Consider the following 17,199-nt stretch of genomic DNA (forward strand, 5'->3'; position numbering starts at 1 on the left):
GGATCAGGTTGCCGGTTGTGCCTTATTACGGCGCTCAGCAAATAGCGCAATCAGGAATACGGCACCAATCAAATCGAAGAAGCCCATGGCAATAAACAGCGGGTTAAAGCCGATAGTGTCGGAAACCGCGCCAATGAGTAAGGTAAACAGGAAACTGGCGATCCACGCGGAGGAACCCCGCAGACCATTGACAGTAGCGACTTGATTTTTATCAAAAGAATCAACCACTAATGCGCTAAGCATACAGGAGATGACCTGATGCCCGAAGCCGCCAATGGAGATTAGCGCAATCGCCAGATAGGGGTCTTTGGTGATAGCCACAAAGGCCAATGAAACCATCATAAAGGCACCGGTGACTGAGCTGGCAACCACCGAGTTGATGCGGCTGAAGCCGAACCACTTCTGATACAACCGGGTTAAATAACCACTGGCAACACTGCCGATATCTGCCGCCAGGAAGGGGAGCCAGGCGAACATGGCGATCTGCTTTAGATCCATCCCGCGTTCGGTGGCTAAGTAAAGTGGCACCCAGAAGCTAAACACGGCCCAGGCGGGTTCCGCCAGAAATGCGGGGATCGCAATGCCGTAAAATTTCTTATTTTTGCTCAGAATGGCCAATGATTTGAGGAAAGGTAGCCGCGGTAGCACCGGTTCATTGTCCTGATGAATCAGTTCAAACTCTTCTTTGCTTAGATTTGGATGAGTATCCGGCGAATGGTAGAAACGCCACCACAACAGCACCCAAATCATGGCTAAAGCACCGGAGAATAAAAACGCCCCTTGCCAGCCAAGCGCCACATGGGCCAATACAATAATCGGTGGAGCTAACATCGCACCAATAGAGAAGCCGACTCCCGCCCAACCGGCGGCAATTGGCCGCTCTTTCTTCGGGAACCAGTCAGAAATCGCCTTGGCGTTTGCCGGTGTTGCTGCCGCTTCGGCACTACCCATAAAGAAGCGCAGCACCGCCAGCTGGAACCAGGTCCCTGCGCCGGCATGCATCATGCACACCACGGCCCAAACACTGGCACAAATCAGGAACCCCATTTTTAAGCCGATGACGTCAATCAGCCAGCCACACAGCGGTTGAAAAACGGTGTAAGCCAACTGAAAAGAGGCCACGATCCATGAATATTGCTCCGTGGTCATATTCAGGCTGGTTTTCAGTTCGGGGGCGAGGATACCCAGAGAGTTACGGGTAATATAGTTAACTGTGACCCCAAGTAAAAATAGTGCCAGCATCCACCAACGTAGTGACTTTATTTTTCGCCGCCCGATAACTTTCGCGGATTGATTAATCTCAACACTCATCCAAGCCTCCTGCTGTTAGCCGGTAGTCAGTTAACCGGGCCAACTAATTATTTTGGTATGATCCATTTTCGGTTATTAAGATTTCGCTGAGTTTTAATGTGACTTTGTTCACACTAAATCGGCCAATAAAATATACTTAGTTGTTTTTTATCGTATTTTTATAATTCATCAAAACAAACCGGACTGATAAGTTTTTAAAATTGGTTTACCAAAACAAGGTAGCTAGCTTAAATTGGCTTTAATATGCGTTTTTTTGAAAGAACTTTCATAAGCTGGATAATATTTCAGCATTTATATTGTGTAATGGCCTAAATAAGGCATTTACCGGTTATGAAAATTTTTTCATTTGCTAATTTGAGAGAGATCACAAAATGAATGGAAAGCTAAAAATACAAGAGATAGCCAATCAAACTGGCCTTTCAATTAGCACGGTCTCCAGAGTCTTAGCCGGTAAAGCAAACACCAGCGCGAAGGCGAAACAGCAGGTCATGGCGTATGCGCAATCGCAGGGAATTTTGCAGAATTTGTCCAGCGGGCGATTAATGCTCAATAATATTATGGTCTTTGCACCGCACCGAGCTTTCGATGTGCGTACCGACATTTTTTACTACAAAGTCATCCAAGGCATTACCGAAGCCGTTAGCCAACATGAGGTGATGATCCGCTACTGTGGATTATCGGAAACGCAAAGTGATATCTCACTGTTTCTGGAGAAAATGACCAATCCGCAGACCGAGGCTGCAATCATCATCGGCATTGATGATCCACGTATCCATGCCTTGGCGGCTGGCGTGCATAAACCCTCGGTACTGGTGAATTGCCGCGATAAAGAGATGTCACTGGATAGTGTGTCGCCAGACCATCAATTGATTGGCGAGTTTTCTGCCAACTATCTGATTCAACAAGGGCATCGGCAAATCCTGACTTTGCAATGCTTACGCCGTAACACTATGGAATTGCGCTTGCTGGGGATTAAAGAGGCTTTCGCCAGCCATAATATAAGTTTTGATGATAACCAGCATCTGATCACTACCCATGGTTTTGGCGGCGAAGAGGCAGAGCAGGCGGTCAGCGACTTTATGGCAGCTTGTGAGGACCAACGCCAGTGGCCGACGGCAATTCTAGCCGGTGGCGACTATATGGCGGTAGGTGCCGTTAATGCGCTGAATAAGTTGAAAATAAGTGTGCCTGATAGCATATCAGTGATGAGCATGGATGGCTTTAATTTGGCTGAGATCCATGATGTCCCGCTCACGGCGGTGCATGTACCTCGTGATGAGTTGGGGGCTGAGGCTATTCAACTGCTACAACGGCGCTTATTACGCCCAGATGCCCCCTTCAGTAATATCTTATTGCAGGGGCGATTAGTGGTTCGCTCCTCGGTGAAACAGGTTAATCATAAAAGGGCGATGTCCGCCGCCAATAAGCCATCGGATCAGTTATATGATTTGTAATATTTATGCGGACAATAGTCAGAATGACAATATAAAACCCACGAATAAGCCATTGCCGCTATAGTTTAGATTTGCTTCGCTTAAGGTTTTAAACGGTTGAAATATGCACAAACAGGTTTTATATAAGTCAAATGGGGATAACTTATAGCACATTGAATTTAAGGATATTACCGCATGGAATTTAAAGACTATTATGCCGTGATGGGCTTGGAGCCCACCGCCTCCCTGAAAGAGATTAAAACCGCTTATCGTAAGCTGGCGCGCAAATACCACCCTGATGTCAGCGATGAACCCGATGCTGAAAGTAAGTTTAAGGAGGTTGCAGAGGCTTACGAAGTACTAAAAGATGCTGAACGGCGCGCTGAATATGACGAATTAAGGTTACATCGCGACGATCCTCGCTTTACCCAGCAGCAGGCCGCCTATCATTCCGGTGGTCAACAGTGGCACAGCAGTGCGGGTGGGGGGGACTTTTCGGATTTTTTCGAGTCCTTCTTTGCCAACCGAGGCGCTTCAGCTCACCGCTCGTCTCACCGAGCATCTCATGGGGTTCGGGGCCAAGATCTTGAGATGGAATTGCCTCTCTTTTTAGAGGAAACACTGGCAGAGCAGACGCGCTCAATCTCTTACAAAATCCCGACTGTCGATGCTTCAGGTTTTCCGGGCGCAGACACCACCAAGACCCTGAAAGTAAAAATTCCTGCCGGTGTGGGCGATGGTGAGCGCATTCGTCTTAAAGGACAGGGAGCGCCGGGTTTTGCGGGGGGAGCCAATGGCGACCTATTTCTGATTATTCGCCTGGCACCACACCCGCTATTTGATGTTGATGGTCATAATTTACACATTGTCGTGCCGTTAGCCCCATGGGAAGCGGCATTGGGGGCTAGCGTCGAGGTGCCGACGCTGACCGGTAAAATTAGCTTAACCATCCCGGCGGGTAGCCAAAGTGGGCAACGATTACGCATCAAAGGTAAGGGCCTGGTTAGCAAAAAAGCGACTGGCGATTTGTATGCGATCCTCAAGGTGGTGATGCCACCGAAGCCAGACGAGAAAACGCGGGCGCTGTGGCAGCAATTGTCAGAGCAGGCGGCATTTAATCCTCGTACTGGGTGGGAGTAACAGATTATGGCTGAAATAGAAATCACCTATACTGTCACTGAATTGTGTCAGTCAACGGGCATTATGCAGGAAGAGCTGGTCGAGGTGGTTGGACTGGGCGTGATTGTGCCGCTAGAACTTGCAGCTAGTGTCTGGGTTTTTGATGCTGATGCATTGAGCTGTCTGAAACGCGCCCAACGTCTGCAAAATGAGTTGGATCTGGACTGGTCTGGTGTGGCGATGACCCTAACGCTACTTGAGAGAGTTGAGCAGCTAAAAAAAGAGAACAATCAACTGCGCAGGCAGCTTGATCGTTTTTTACAAACATCCTGACGTGGCCTGAGACGGGTTGGTGCGCGGTGCTGGCCAACCCGATTTAGCGCGTAATCTATGGGGACAATGGTCCCTATATTACTTTTATTTTGAAGCGGTCATTCTCAGTCTCTGGCCTATCTTATTTTCATTAATATTTCTTAAAGGCTGCTGACGCCGCCATCAACTCGCAATTCTGTTCCGACAACAAAGCTGGACTCATCCGAAGCAAGAAAAACGGCTGCATGGGCCAGCTCAATCGAGGTTCCCATTCGTTTGATCGGCACCAGTTGGCGTATCTGCTCGGCCAGTTTTTCTTGCTCGCCACCCGATAGCCCCAATTTTTGCAGCGCCGGTGTCTGTGTTGGGCCGGGACTTAAGCCATTCACCCTAATTCCTCTTTCCGCCCACTCACCTGACAAGGTTCGCGCCAGAGAGAGTAACCCCGCCTTACTGGCGGCATAAACACTGCTTTGAGGTAAGCCGATATGGACGCTGGCAGAGCCACAAAGGATGACGGATGCAGGATTAGTTAGCAGCGGCAATAGTGATTGCAGCAGGAAAAAAGGGCCTTTCAGATTGGTTGAGAGTACCCGGTCAAAACTTGACTCATCCCACTTCTCAATTGGATTATGAGTAACATCACCTGCATTGATATAGACGATATCCAGCCGTGGCCACACTTCCGCTAGTTTTGCCGCTAACTGATATTGGTCGGTGATATTACTGGCATCACTATTTAGCAGCAAAACAGAGTCTCCCAGTTCCACACCGGCCACCTGCAAAGCGGCGTCATTTCTACCGGTGATCGCGACTGTTGCTCCCTCGGCGAGGAATTGGCGCGCCGTTTCCAGGCCAATGCCGCTGGTTCCTCCGGTAATCAACGCATATTTATGGCTTAAACGATTCATGGTGAGCCTTCTGATTAATAGCAATGGAACACCATTTTTAATACAAAAGTATCTAAAGTATAGTAGGTACTGATTGGATACTAAGGATGGAACAGGAAAGCAATGACAACCCATAAGCCATTAACAGATAAAAATAAATCGGCATCTGAGAGCGAAATCGCGGAAGAAAGGTGCCCGATGGTACAATTTGTTGAACTCATTGCCGGGAAGTGGGCAATTCCCATTCTCTATCGCTTGATTGTGACGGCTGCGCCAATTCGTTTCGGAGAGCTGCAACGGGCGATTAGGCCCATAACCCAAAAAGAGCTGACCCGCCAACTGCGCGCTTTTGAGCAGCGCGGCTTGGTCAATCGTAAAATCTATGCTGAAGTCCCGCCACGGGTTGAATATGAAATTACCCCGCTGGGTAAAACATTGCAGCCCACACTGGATTCATTGGCTCAATGGATGAGAGAGCACCATAAAGATCTCAACAATCGTTTGTAATACTCATCACTCTTACATTGAGAAATAGCGGATAATTGTTAATTAGCATTATTGTTGCCGCATAATATAAAAAACATGCACTACATTTAATCAACTGCTCACTAATTATGCAGTTGATTAAATAGCAACAAAAGCGTGGAAGCGCAGGAGGGCATTTCCAGCGGCTGTCATCCTGAACTGTATTGATTCCTGAGTACCAGTAGAAATTGTTATGGATACGGGGGGGTGAAACATATTTAGTTATATCCTGCCCCCATGATATTGACTCAAGGGGAGCATCTATGATTACGCGATTAGATAATATTACTTTATATATCCCTTTCTTTTATTTATTGCTGCTTTATGCTTGGCGGAAATTTACATTTGTGTTTATATGACTAAAACAAAATAAGCAATAGTATATCAGGTAAATCAAACGGTATGCCAATAAGTGAAACTTGAATTTATGAGTGACTACATTAGAAATATAAAGTTTATGGTGGCCTATTGGTCGGTATACAGATAGCACATATAAATGTTATTAATGTTTTTTTTAGCCAATGATGTTCCTGAGATTATTGAAAGATATTTCCCTTGAAATTTTCTATCATTATTGTATGTTAACTTCGGTGATGGCTTATGCCTTTATGGATGAATAAAATGAATTTAGAATGTTAAGGTTAAGGATGGAATTTACATTGATATAAGCTATATTATCCATGTAAGTGATTCGCATTAAGTAGTGCATTGCTATTTGATTGTTGATTTTTAATTAGCCAGTAATAGATTTGTTTTCTTATATACGTATCAGTTTTGTATGCAAATTAGCATATAAATTTCACATTAAATATAATCAAAATATATAATTTAATTTGTTTTATTCATTGAATGAAAGTAATAATAATCACTTGTTCCTTTATCACATTTGACGTGTGATTGGCTTTTATTAACTGAGTGAATATGTTTGAGGGGTTATCTATGTATGTCGATACAGTCTCTGTTGTTTCGGGTAGTAAATTTATTGATATCAATGGAAAAGGAGTGATTGATTATGAAAAAGAGATATCACTGGATTGCTGTATGAATAAAATCCATTTCCATACAAAGAAATTAACTGTGGATATTAATGAAAAGCAAAAGAGATTGGTTATGTGCTTGTTTAATGATGTTAATCGTAAACAAGATATTATAAAAGTTGTATGGTATGAGAATCATAAAAGTATATCTGATAATAACTATCACCAATTAATACATAAGTTCAGAGTCCACTTGAAAAGTGCAGGTATACCCGACGGAATAGTTAAAACCATAAATAGGTATGGTCTTAGACTAGATGCCGGGATATTAAAAGCTATGGCTTCCAATAAGATGAATGATAGATTTCTTGGTTATTAGCAGGAAATACACGAAAGTGTTATTTTCTATATCTACTTCATTATAAATGAGAGGTGCGGGTGCTATCTTTATTAAAAGGATAAATAGCACCCAACCAAGCCTTGATGAATAAAAAACAATACATTTTGATAATAGCCATAATATTAATTATATTATATCAATTCATCGTTGTATGTTATACCTTGATGACTCAGATCGAGTCTCCAACACTGGTGACATATGGCGGTTACAGTGGCGATAACGAAAGTGAAAGTAATAGCATTAAAATGATAGCGAAAATAAAAAAAATGATGCTATTTAGTCAGAAACATTTTGATAATAATTCGAAAAAAATTGTCTATGCTATAAATAATAATGATAACTATCCAGTTTATACTGGTGAACTAAAGTTAGTGGGTATTCTTAAACATGCCGATGAAACTAAATCCATTGCGATATTAAAATATAATGGCCAGCAAAAAAGCTATTTTATTCACGATAAAGTAAGTGATGGAATTACAATAGTGAAAATACTTACAGATAAAATCCTCATTAATGATAAAGGTTCTTATTATTTATTAAGTATATTATAATAAATACGGCCTAAGTTCTTACGTAAGGGGAATGTTATGTCTTATTGTTGCCGTGTCGCCATCACTCCCAATAATATATCCTTAAAATACCTTCCAACCAAAGTATTTGGAATGAAGTTAGCTATGCTGTTTTTCTTTTTGTCAATTGAGACTAGCAATGCTAATTTTTCAGTCTCTTTCGTTGATGCAGATATAAAAGAGGTTATTAATACAGTAAGCAAAAACATGAATAAGACGATAATTATAGATCCTAAAGTCCAAGGATCGGTCAGTGTCCGTAGCTATATGCTATTAGATGAAGAAAAGTATTACCAATTTTTTCTTAATTTACTTGATGTCTACGGATACACCCTGGTAGAGATGCCTAATGACATCTTAAAAGTGATACCATCAAAACGCGCTAAAGGTTCGGTTGTGCCCATGTTAAAGGAAAATGGAGAGATTCATGGTGATGAAATTATTAATCGAGTTTTTCCGCTTAAACATATCTCAGCAAAAAACCTAGTTCCACTGTTACGCCAGCTAAATGATAATGCTGAGTTTGGCAGTATTATTCATTATGATCCCTCAAATGCGATATTAATTACAGGTCGTGCCGCTGTAGTGAATCACCTACACTCAATTATTAATACATTTGACCATGCTGGAGACTCCGAGGTTGAACTCTATAAGCTAAACCATGCAGTTGCAACTGAGGTTGCTAAACTGATTAATGAAATCATTATTCCACTTAATATCAGCAAGAAAGAGACATTTAATATAGGGAAGATCATTGCTGATGATAGAACTAATTCAATATTGGTGAGCGGAGATAGTAATATCAGGAAAAAAGCCATACAAATGATAAAGGATCTTGATCATCAAGAGAATAGCTATGGGAATACAAAAGTTATTTATATGAAATATGCCCAAGCATCTAAGTTATTGGATGTGCTAAATGGGATTAGCCAAGGCTTACGAAGTGATAAAAAAGCAAGTGCGGTAGGTAAGAGCCAGAGTAGGAGTATTGCTATTAAGGCATATGATCAGACCAACGCTTTAGTTATTACGGCAGATCCAAGGATGATGAAAGAACTTGAGCAGGTTATCGAAAAACTAGATGTCAGACGTGCGCAAGTATTAGTTGAAGCTATTATCGTTGAGACTCAAAATGCCGAAGGGCTGAATCTTGGCATTCAATGGGCGAATAAATATTCTGGAGGAGTCAACCTTATTCCTGGCCCTGCAAGAAGCCATAGTGAACAGCCAATGCCGATGGTTATTGCAGGATTAACCGCTGGTTTTTACAAAGGAAATTGGAACGGACTATTTACTGCATTAGCCACTAATTCTAATAACAATATCCTTGCTACGCCGAGTATTGTCACATTAGATAATATGGAAGCTGAGTTTAATGTAGGGCAGGAAGTTCCAGTATTGACATCGACGCAAACAACAGCGACAGATAAAGTATATAACTCAATTTCAAGGCAATCAGTTGGTATTATGCTAAAAGTAAAACCACAGATTAACAAAGGTGACTCAGTTCTCCTTGAAATCAGGCAAGAAGTATCCAGTGTGGCTGACAGTTCTAATACTAATACCAATAATTTAGGTTTTATTTTTAATAAAAGAGCCATTAATAATGCAGTCTTAGTAAAAAGTGGTGAAACTGTTGTGGTCGGTGGACTATTAGATGAAAAATTAAGCAAGACAGTGAACAAAATACCGTTGCTGGGTGATATTCCACTTATAGGCGGGTTATTCAGACAGAGCAAAGAGAAGATCGATAAAAGTAATCTTATTTTATTTATTAAGCCAACAATACTGAGAGAAACGAACGACTATAGTGTAGTAACAATAGAAAAGCATACTAAATATAAAGATAGCAATTCTCGTGAAAATACTATTAATAGTAACAAACTCTATCATGATCTCTTAATAAATAATACTAATAGTGATAATTATAATCAGATTAAAAAAGATATTATGAGTTTTTATGATAACACTGAGATGCGCTTATGACTGAGGAAAAAATAGAATCAACCTTATTAACTTTTACTTGGGCGAGGGATAATGGCATTATTTTATTACCAGTAGATCAAGGTTATCAACTTATTTGCCGCGATTCAGCCTCCCTTGAGGCAATTCTTGAAGGTAACAGAATCGCTAATCAAGCAGCAGGACTTGATTTTGTTACTGATGATGAGTTTGATACCTATCTCGTGACTGTATATCAGAATAGCTCCAAGAGATCACATAACATAATTAATGCTATCAGTGATGAAATTGAAACTTACTCATTTTCAGGTGAACTACCGGACAGTGAAGACTTACTAGATACGAGTAATGAGGCTCCTGTAATTAGATTAATAAATACAATATTAGCAGAGGCAATTAAAGAGTTGGCCTCAGATATCCATATCGAATCCTTCGAAAAAAAACTGATCATAAGATTTCGTATCGATGGTGTATTAAAGAATATATTAGAGCTACAGAAAGGTGTTGCGCTATTATTGATTTCACGAATTAAAGTCATGGCAAAGCTGGATATTGCAGAAAAACGTATACCACAAGATGGACGTATTGCTCTGAATTTAGCGGGACGGGCGCTAGATGTACGAGTCTCCGTATTGCCGTCAAATCATGGTGAACGAGTCGTTATGCGGTTACTGGATAAAAACAGTATTAAGTTGGATTTACTATCTTTGGGCATGTCGAAAATAAACTGTGAAGCTATGAAAAAAATTGTGCTTAAGCCCCATGGGATCGTGCTAATTGTCGGTCCAACTGGGGCGGGGAAAAGCACCACTCTTTACGCAGCCTTAATGGAAATAAATTCACATGAAAGGAATATTATGACGGTAGAGGACCCTATTGAGTTTGATATCGATAGAATTTCTCAAACACAAGTTAACTCAAAGATTGGCATGACATTTTCCCGTAGCCTAAGAGCTATATTGAGACAAGACCCAGATGTTATTTTGATCGGTGAGATACGAGACGTAGAGACGGCTCAAATAGCAGTACAAGCTTCGCTAACTGGACACTTGGTTTTATCAACGCTACATGCTAACAGTGCAGTAGGTGCGGTAACCAGGTTAAAGGATATGGGTATTGAACCATTTATGCTTGCAGGTTCATTATTAGCTGTGCTATCTCAGCGACTGATCCGAAAATTATGTTGTGAGTGTCGACAGAAGTATTTGTTTACACAAGATACGTTAAAGGATTTAGAGATAAATTATCGGATAATAATGAATCAATATGGGTATCGGGCACTGGGTTGTAGTCACTGTAATGCAACAGGTTACCATGGACGAACAGCTTTGCATGAACTCTTGATAGTAGATAATATTTTACGAGAAGGAATATATAAAGGTGCCAGCGAATTCGATTTAGCCAATTTGGCTCAGGGAACGATGTGCAGCATTAAGCAAGATGGAGTCAATAAAATCATTGCTGGTTTAACCACTATTGAGGAGGTGATCAAGATAGGTTTAGAGGATAAGTATGACGCTATTTAAGTATGTTGCGATAAGTGATAATGGAATGAAAGTAAAAGGTAATATTGAAGCTGAAAATATACGGGCAGCTAGACATATTCTCTATCAAAGAAAAATAAATATATTAAGTATTAAAGTCAGACGAGTAACACATAACTCAATGGTTATAAATTATTTTAAAACGGTTACCAGTGCTGATTTAGTTCTACTCACTAGACAAATGTCTACATTAGTAAGTTCTGACATACCATTAGATGAAACACTCAAGATAATTGAGAAGCAAAGTAAGAAGAGATATGTAAGTACAGTAATTCATGATGTAAGAAAAAAGGTTGTTGAGGGATACTCATTATCTGATTCTCTATCATATTTCCCTAGAGTATTTAATGTATTATATAGATCCATGATTGCTGCTGGTGAGTTATCAGGTCATCTGGGGGTAGTGCTATTACAGCTTGCTGAACATATTGAACAGACACAGCGGTTGCAAAGGAAAATAATCCAGGCGCTTATCTACCCGGCAATGTTAATTTTTATATCCGCAGGCGTCATAATTATACTTTTATCTGTTGTAATACCGAACATAATAGCGAGTTTTTCTTTTGATAATCAAGTGTTGCCATTATCGACTAGAGCCATTATGAGTATTAGCTATTGTTTGAAAAATAACATGCTACTAATAGTCATAATGGCAGTGGCACTTTGGGTTGGATTGAACAGGGTATTGAAGATAAAATCGATAAGATATCTATTTGAATGTTATTACTTGAAAGTCCCAGTGTTAGGAAAAGCAATTTCCAGAGTAAATATATCACGTTATCTGAAAACATTGACAGTTTTGATCTCTAACGGTATTAGCTTAATACCTGCCATGAAAATTAGTAATCAAGTTATAACTAACTACCGCATTAAGGAAGAGTTAATTAATTCGACTAAGTTGGTTAGTGAGGGAAATAGTCTATCATCGTCACTCTCTATAAGTCGGATATTTTCACCCATGATATTACATATTATCTCATCAGGTGAGTGTAGCGGAAAACTAGACGTAATGTTAAAGAAAGTTACCGCGATTCAAGAAGAGGAGTTTGTCACTCAGATCAATATTTTCATAACATTATTAGAACCAATAGTAATGATTATCATGGCTGCTTTTATATTCATTATTGTGTTGGCTGTTTTTGAGCCAATATTGCAAATCAGTAGCTTAACTATTTGACTATTATCAACGGGGTTTTATGAATGATACAAAGGCCAGTGGATTTACACTATTGGAAATTATGATTGTTATCATCATACTCGGGCTGCTTGCTAGCCTAACAGTTCCTAGTTTGATGTCCAATAAAAATAGAGCTGATCGGCAGAAAGTACTGAGTGATATCGCCGCCCTGGAAAATGCATTGGATCTGTATAAATTGGATAATGGGTATTATCCCACCGAACAGCAAGGTATTGATTCGTTGATTATCGAACCAACAGAGTTACCTATCCCGAAAAACTATCCTCAACATGGGTATATTCGTCGGCTACCACAAGATCCATGGGGGCGCTCATATCAGTTAAGTAATCCCGGAAAATATGGAGAAATAGATATATTCTCTTCGGGGCCAGATAGAGTAGTTGGAACTGAAGATGATATTAATAACTGGTTAGATTCATCATCAGAAGAAAAATAGACAGTGGCGTTTGGTGTTATTTAAATTTTTTTTTAAAAAAAAACAGGTGAGTTTTTGTTCAACAGTAAAGGGTTTACTCTATTGGAACTTATGATTTCATTGGCTATTTTTGCATTTTGTGCCGTTGGTATTATGAAGGTCATCAGTGAAAAATTAATTTTAGCAAAAAAATTAGAAAATAGATTGGTATCTTCTTGGGTAGCAGAAAATGTTTTGTCTGAAATTAAAATTATGGGAATAGAGCAAACTGAAAACTGGCTGAAAGGGCAAGAGTTCATGATGAACAAATTATGGTATTGGCAATCTAAAGAAATTAAGTGTCAAGAAGATACAATTATTACTATTATTATTGAGGTTCGAGACCAAGAAGATGAAATAAATCCTTATTTTATATTAGAGGGATATCGTGTTATTAATAAGTAAAACCACACATTGTGGTTTTACTCTACTTGAAATGTTACTTTCTGCAGCTATTTTTACAATGATGAGTTTGATGATGTATCAGGTTCTTATGATTGTTACTAAGAGTAGTATTGCTATAAATAAAAAATACAAGCAGATTAGTGAAATGGAAAGCTTAATTAATAAGTTAGACCGCGACATGTCACATATTACAATCCACCAAAAATCATCGAGTAATCACAATGATTATCTCAATATAAGAAATAATCTACTGGAGCGTGATGAGTTTGGGGTTTATTTATTATGTGAAGAGAATGATAGTGAGAAAATTTTGCTTCACTATCAACCAAATACTCTAGCTTATAGTTTGAAAAATAAAAAATCAGAGAAAATATCGGCTAACAATTCAGAAGATTTGAGCATATCGGGTCGAGAGGTTTCCACCATATTCAATAGCATTGTAGGATTTCGCATACGTATCTATCATGAGGATAAGTGGGTAAGTGAATGGAATAATAGATCTATCCTGCCTTGGGCCGTAGAAGTGACGATGGAGTTTGAAGGTATAGGCACAATAAGGCGTGTCATTATCTTATTAAATAGTCAAACAGAGATTTTGAGTTGAAGAAGTTAGTGAAGCAGTGTGGTATTGCTCTGCTGTTAGTTCTTTGTATTCTACTATTGATGAGTGGAATAGTAATGACATCAACATATCATTGGTCAGTAATATATATCTTGTCAGAAAATAGCAAACAAAGAAAATTAGAGAAATGGTTGCTACTTGGTGCGGAAGAAAATCTTTTGGCTGAAATTATGAGAAAGAAGAAAATCAGTAACTATATAGCCGATATATCAGTAGGGATATTTAGCAAGCCTGGATCTATAAAAATGAATAATATAGATGTACATTATAAGATTATTGATCAAACAAACTGTTTTAATGTTAAGTCTCTACAAACATCATTATCTCTTAATAAAGATAGTGAAACATATTATCGAACGGTTTTAAATAACATTACAGGTGATTTAAATTTTTTATTTTCTGATATAAGTGAAATTCAAAATATTGTTTTTAATTACTTTAAGGAAAAATCAAAATGGTATACTATCAATAGCGATATCTATTCTAAAATGGTGCCATTGTTATGCGTTAGGTATGATAATTCATTAATTATCAATATTAATACACTAGAGATTCAACATAGTAAACTCATACAGGAAATTCTTATGAATTTAATCGATGAAGATAGCATTATGAGAACTATATTGTCTAAGCCTGAGAGTGGTTGGGGTAATATTCAAACTTTTCTGGATACATTGTTAGATAACTCTGAAGTAAAAATAGAGAATGTACAGAGAGTAAAAGATATTGTCATGTCAATATTTTCTCATGATAGATATTTTATATCATTGATCTTTTGGTTGAGTAATGAGTATAAGCATTATCAATTAACGAGTTTACTTGATGTAAGGCCGAGTGGAATTACGGTGCTTCACCGAAGGTTTGGTATTAGTGATAAATATGATAAGCAGAGCAACCACTCAAAATAATCTCATCATCAGGCTGGGTAGTTATGCAACAGATCCTATTTACTGGTGCATGGAGATGCAAGGTGCTGAGGGAATAACTCATGGTAAACTAGATAATCATTGTGAATTAATTAAAATTGCAGCATACGATTATACTAGCGTTAAAGTAATAGTCTCATCAACTAGAGTTATTTTTCGTAAAGTTGATGTCAAAAATAGAAAGATAAGAAATATAATTAAAGTTGTTGCATTCACTATCGAGCAATCAATAGTAGATAATATAGATGACTTTCACATCATCATATTGAAGCGCGATGATGATTTCTGCTATGTAGCGGCTGTCGAACACGAACTGATAAAAGTTTGGTTGGGGTGGTTACAAAGTGCAGGAATATTTACAGAAATTATCATGCCTGATGTTTTGACATTACCATTTAACTCAGGGGAGTGCTATACAGTTAATCTGGGAAATGAGTGGCTAATAAGAAACCATGAGTTTTCAGGTTTTTCAGTTCAGGAGGCGGTACTAAAAAAATTAGTTATATCAAGGTTCATTCCTGTATCTGAAAATCTATTTAGTCCTTCTGGTGATAAGCCTATAGACCACGATCCTATGTCGTATTGCGATGTGCTTCGCATTATGTCCGAAAATATTGAAAATTGTAATGCCAACTTTCTTCGTGGAAAGTATAATTTCTGTAACAATCAGGGTAAGGGGAGTAATTATACTTTTAAGGTTTTTTGGTTGCTATTCTTATTTTCTACTTTGATATGTTCTGACTACTTAATTGGGAACTATAAGTTAGGAAAGAGTATTGATGCATTAACTTTGATGTCAGATGAGTTTCATGATTATTTCTTCTGGAATAATAAGACTAACACCAATGAAGTCATTGATTTTAGACATTATGCTTATAGTTACAATAGACGAGTTATGAATTTTAACTTAATTGGTCTGTTACATGACTCAAGTCGCATCATTAATAATTTTGATTTAAGCATAAATAGTATTTATCTTGATAATGACAGGCAGACCATCTCTTTCAATGTCACCACGATAGTAGAGGAGAGTGTTATAGATGATGCACTAAAAAAACAGGAGGAATTTTTTTCGACCTTAAACTTAAATGCAGTTGCTGCTAATAATGATAATGGGACGTATGATATCCTATTTAAGTGTTGCCAATGAGTTGGCTAGTATACTTTATTGTTTATTTTAAGAAGAGACTAACTATTTTTTACCTACTAGTCATGCTGGTCGCTACTGTTTTTTACTTATTCACATTGGTTTTTGATAGTATTCTATTGACCCGAAAAAATGACTGGTTAGCTAGCAAACTTGAATATTACTCATTCATGACTGAAAAGTTAAAAATGAGAAAAACCCCTAAAGTATGGAATAACGATTACTCAAGTGAACGAGTTGATAATGAAATGACAGCGCTTCTCATTGAAAATGATACTGTATTTAATATTTCCATATTAGAAGAGGGGAGGATATTAATTGATATTAAAAATATAAATTTCTCCCGACTGCTGGATGTTGTTCTTATTCTGTCTTACTATCAAGATATAGAGATTAATAATATTAATATCAATAGAACGAACAGTGAAGATGGTAGTGATATTCTAAATGGTATTATTTGTATAAAACGTTTATCTAAAGGAATGTAATGAAATTATGATGGATGTGTATAAGTTAGGATATGTGTTTTTTTTCATTATTATTGGATTGTGTGTAGGGAGTTTTCTGAATGTTATAATCTATCGACTACCCATTATGTTGACTGGTGTGATATTGAAAAACTCAGTGAGATATAAAAAAACTGAAGTATTTCAAAATAACCTTACTCTCTGTTTCCCAAGATCCTTTTGCCCAAAATGTTATAATCCCTTACGGGTCTGGCATAATATACCTGTTTTTAGCTGGTTGTTTTTAAAAGGCACAACACATTGTTGCAATCAAAGAATTAACCCTCGGTACTTAATTGTAGAGATAATAACAGCTATATTAACAGTGGCGATTATATACTGCATAAAAAGTGATTATATAATGATGGCCAGTCTTTTTTTGGTTTGGGCGCTCGTTGTACTCTCTTTTATAGATCTTGATTGTTATCTTCTTCCTGATTGTATTACATTTCCACTATTATGGGGTGGGCTACTATTTAATATAAATAATGGGCTATCCCCTTTGCCTTTTGCTGTAATTGGTGCAGTGACTGGCTATCTTATTTTATGGATACCCTATCGGTTACTTAAATTTTTTAAGGGTGTTGAGGGGATGGGACATGGCGATTTTAAATTAATGTCTGCGTTGGGAGCATGGTTTGGCTTGTCTGCAATTCCTGTTTTGGTCTTGCTATCTTCTTGTCTTGGTATTATGGCTTATATTATTATTCATAAAATATTAAAAAAGAGGGGGAAGTACATCGCATTTGGCCCCTACATTGCTCTGGCAGGTGTTATTTATCTGTTCTTAAATGAGTAAATGATAGTTTTTCTGAATCTAGAACAGTTAAAAGAATACCTGTTTTTTATACTTATAACCTGCCCTATACCATAAAATTGATGACCATGTGTGTTTCTAT

18 protein-coding genes are annotated in these 17,199 nt (G+C 38.3%); 16 read left to right on the top strand and 2 right to left on the bottom strand.

The window, feature by feature from the left end; all coding sequences use genetic code 11:
- Positions 1-3: 3 nt before the first annotated feature.
- On the bottom strand, positions 4-1,311 hold the full coding sequence (locus tag AACW11_RS03615) for an MFS transporter (RefSeq protein WP_005272831.1): 1,308 nt from the start codon (positions 1,309-1,311) through the stop codon (positions 4-6).
- A gap of 371 nt (positions 1,312-1,682) precedes the next feature.
- Here AACW11_RS03615 and AACW11_RS03620 point away from each other — a divergent pair, with 371 nt between their 5' ends.
- The 3 genes from AACW11_RS03620 to cbpM all read left to right on the top strand — a co-directional run bounded on the left by AACW11_RS03620 (position 1,683) and on the right by cbpM (position 4,196).
- Positions 1,683-2,765 carry a LacI family DNA-binding transcriptional regulator gene (locus AACW11_RS03620; protein ID WP_212585992.1) on the top strand — a complete coding sequence of 361 codons (1,083 nt, stop codon included), beginning with the start codon at positions 1,683-1,685 and terminating at the stop codon, positions 2,763-2,765.
- Positions 2,766-2,939: 174 nt separating this feature from the next.
- The gene (gene cbpA / locus AACW11_RS03625; protein WP_212585993.1) at positions 2,940-3,884 is read left to right on the top strand and encodes a curved DNA-binding protein; all 945 of its coding nucleotides are present in this window, start codon (positions 2,940-2,942) and stop codon (positions 3,882-3,884) included.
- A 6-nt stretch (positions 3,885-3,890) separates the two neighbouring features.
- Positions 3,891-4,196 carry a chaperone modulator CbpM gene (gene cbpM / locus AACW11_RS03630; RefSeq protein WP_212585994.1) on the top strand — a complete coding sequence of 102 codons (306 nt, stop codon included), beginning with the start codon at positions 3,891-3,893 and terminating at the stop codon, positions 4,194-4,196.
- 140 nt (positions 4,197-4,336) lie between these two features.
- Here the strand turns inward: cbpM and AACW11_RS03635 are convergent, their stop codons facing one another.
- Positions 4,337-5,086 (bottom strand): SDR family oxidoreductase, encoded by a 750-nt coding sequence (locus tag AACW11_RS03635; protein ID WP_212585995.1) that lies wholly within the window; start codon positions 5,084-5,086, stop codon positions 4,337-4,339.
- A 102-nt stretch (positions 5,087-5,188) separates the two neighbouring features.
- Here AACW11_RS03635 and AACW11_RS03640 point away from each other — a divergent pair, with 102 nt between their 5' ends.
- The 13 genes from AACW11_RS03640 to AACW11_RS03700 all read left to right on the top strand — a co-directional run bounded on the left by AACW11_RS03640 (position 5,189) and on the right by AACW11_RS03700 (position 17,099).
- Positions 5,189-5,572, top strand: coding sequence for a winged helix-turn-helix transcriptional regulator (locus AACW11_RS03640; RefSeq protein WP_212585996.1), 384 nt, complete (start codon positions 5,189-5,191; stop codon positions 5,570-5,572).
- Between the two features lie 957 nt (positions 5,573-6,529).
- Positions 6,530-6,946 (top strand): winged helix-turn-helix domain-containing protein, encoded by a 417-nt coding sequence (locus AACW11_RS03645; protein ID WP_212585997.1) that lies wholly within the window; start codon positions 6,530-6,532, stop codon positions 6,944-6,946.
- Between the two features lie 185 nt (positions 6,947-7,131).
- Positions 7,132-7,518, top strand: coding sequence for a type II secretion system protein N (locus tag AACW11_RS03650; RefSeq protein WP_249192867.1), 387 nt, complete (start codon positions 7,132-7,134; stop codon positions 7,516-7,518).
- Between the two features lie 111 nt (positions 7,519-7,629).
- Complete coding sequence (gspD, locus tag AACW11_RS03655) at positions 7,630-9,522, top strand: type II secretion system secretin GspD (RefSeq protein ID WP_249192871.1); 1,893 nt, start codon at positions 7,630-7,632, stop codon at positions 9,520-9,522.
- Positions 9,519-11,024: a type II secretion system ATPase GspE gene (gene gspE / locus AACW11_RS03660; protein ID WP_212586000.1), complete on the top strand. Its 1,506-nt coding sequence runs from the start codon at positions 9,519-9,521 to the stop codon at positions 11,022-11,024. Before gspD ends, gspE begins: the two co-directional genes overlap by 4 nt.
- Positions 11,011-12,219 (top strand): type II secretion system F family protein, encoded by a 1,209-nt coding sequence (locus AACW11_RS03665; RefSeq protein WP_212586001.1) that lies wholly within the window; start codon positions 11,011-11,013, stop codon positions 12,217-12,219. The genes gspE and AACW11_RS03665 overlap by 14 nt, the downstream gene beginning before the upstream one ends.
- A 19-nt stretch (positions 12,220-12,238) precedes the next feature.
- Positions 12,239-12,676: a type II secretion system major pseudopilin GspG gene (gene gspG, locus AACW11_RS03670; RefSeq protein ID WP_212586002.1), complete on the top strand. Its 438-nt coding sequence runs from the start codon at positions 12,239-12,241 to the stop codon at positions 12,674-12,676.
- A gap of 54 nt (positions 12,677-12,730) precedes the next feature.
- Positions 12,731-13,099 (top strand): type II secretion system minor pseudopilin GspI, encoded by a 369-nt coding sequence (gspI, locus tag AACW11_RS03675; protein ID WP_212586003.1) that lies wholly within the window; start codon positions 12,731-12,733, stop codon positions 13,097-13,099.
- The gene (gene gspJ / locus AACW11_RS03680) at positions 13,083-13,703 is read left to right on the top strand and encodes a type II secretion system minor pseudopilin GspJ (RefSeq protein ID WP_212586004.1); all 621 of its coding nucleotides are present in this window, start codon (positions 13,083-13,085) and stop codon (positions 13,701-13,703) included. The genes gspI and gspJ overlap by 17 nt, the downstream gene beginning before the upstream one ends.
- Before the next feature lie 74 nt (positions 13,704-13,777).
- A complete protein-coding gene (locus tag AACW11_RS03685; protein WP_212586005.1) occupies positions 13,778-14,629 on the top strand; it encodes a type II secretion system protein GspK in 852 nt (283 codons plus the stop codon).
- Positions 14,601-15,797, top strand: a complete 1,197-nt coding sequence (gene gspL / locus AACW11_RS03690) for a type II secretion system protein GspL (protein WP_212586006.1) — start codon at positions 14,601-14,603, stop codon at positions 15,795-15,797. Before AACW11_RS03685 ends, gspL begins: the two co-directional genes overlap by 29 nt.
- Positions 15,794-16,282 carry a hypothetical protein gene (locus AACW11_RS03695; RefSeq protein WP_339379038.1) on the top strand — a complete coding sequence of 163 codons (489 nt, stop codon included), beginning with the start codon at positions 15,794-15,796 and terminating at the stop codon, positions 16,280-16,282. The genes gspL and AACW11_RS03695 overlap by 4 nt, the downstream gene beginning before the upstream one ends.
- Positions 16,283-16,289: 7 nt before the next feature.
- On the top strand, positions 16,290-17,099 hold the full coding sequence (locus tag AACW11_RS03700) for a prepilin peptidase (RefSeq protein WP_212586008.1): 810 nt from the start codon (positions 16,290-16,292) through the stop codon (positions 17,097-17,099).
- The last annotated feature ends 100 nt before the right edge of the window (positions 17,100-17,199 follow it).

The organism is Yersinia sp. Marseille-Q3913 (genome assembly GCF_963892745.1).
In the GTDB taxonomy this organism is placed as follows: Bacteria; Pseudomonadota; Gammaproteobacteria; order Enterobacterales; family Enterobacteriaceae; genus Yersinia; species Yersinia bercovieri.

What these genes read in the sequence shown, in the direction of transcription:
- AACW11_RS03695 (WP_339379038.1), top strand. Translation starts at nt 15,794, where the DNA reads ATGAGTTGGCTAGTATACTTTATTGTTTATTTTAAGAAGAGACTAACT.
- cbpA (WP_212585993.1), top strand. Translation starts at nt 2,940, where the DNA reads ATGGAATTTAAAGACTATTATGCCGTGATGGGCTTGGAGCCCACCGCC.
- cbpM (WP_212585994.1), top strand. Translation starts at nt 3,891, where the DNA reads ATGGCTGAAATAGAAATCACCTATACTGTCACTGAATTGTGTCAGTCA.
- AACW11_RS03615 (WP_005272831.1), bottom strand. Translation starts at nt 1,311, where the DNA reads ATGAGTGTTGAGATTAATCAATCCGCGAAAGTTATCGGGCGGCGAAAA.
- AACW11_RS03645 (WP_212585997.1), top strand. Translation starts at nt 6,530, where the DNA reads ATGTATGTCGATACAGTCTCTGTTGTTTCGGGTAGTAAATTTATTGAT.
- AACW11_RS03635 (WP_212585995.1), bottom strand. Translation starts at nt 5,086, where the DNA reads ATGAATCGTTTAAGCCATAAATATGCGTTGATTACCGGAGGAACCAGC.
- AACW11_RS03640 (WP_212585996.1), top strand. Translation starts at nt 5,189, where the DNA reads ATGACAACCCATAAGCCATTAACAGATAAAAATAAATCGGCATCTGAG.
- gspL (WP_212586006.1), top strand. Translation starts at nt 14,601, where the DNA reads ATGATAAGCAGAGCAACCACTCAAAATAATCTCATCATCAGGCTGGGT.
- AACW11_RS03685 (WP_212586005.1), top strand. Translation starts at nt 13,778, where the DNA reads ATGACATCAACATATCATTGGTCAGTAATATATATCTTGTCAGAAAAT.
- AACW11_RS03620 (WP_212585992.1), top strand. Translation starts at nt 1,683, where the DNA reads ATGAATGGAAAGCTAAAAATACAAGAGATAGCCAATCAAACTGGCCTT.
- gspD (WP_249192871.1), top strand. Translation starts at nt 7,630, where the DNA reads ATGAAGTTAGCTATGCTGTTTTTCTTTTTGTCAATTGAGACTAGCAAT.
- AACW11_RS03700 (WP_212586008.1), top strand. Translation starts at nt 16,290, where the DNA reads ATGATGGATGTGTATAAGTTAGGATATGTGTTTTTTTTCATTATTATT.
- gspG (WP_212586002.1), top strand. Translation starts at nt 12,239, where the DNA reads ATGAATGATACAAAGGCCAGTGGATTTACACTATTGGAAATTATGATT.
- gspE (WP_212586000.1), top strand. Translation starts at nt 9,519, where the DNA reads ATGACTGAGGAAAAAATAGAATCAACCTTATTAACTTTTACTTGGGCG.
- AACW11_RS03650 (WP_249192867.1), top strand. Translation starts at nt 7,132, where the DNA reads ATGACTCAGATCGAGTCTCCAACACTGGTGACATATGGCGGTTACAGT.
- AACW11_RS03665 (WP_212586001.1), top strand. Translation starts at nt 11,011, where the DNA reads ATGACGCTATTTAAGTATGTTGCGATAAGTGATAATGGAATGAAAGTA.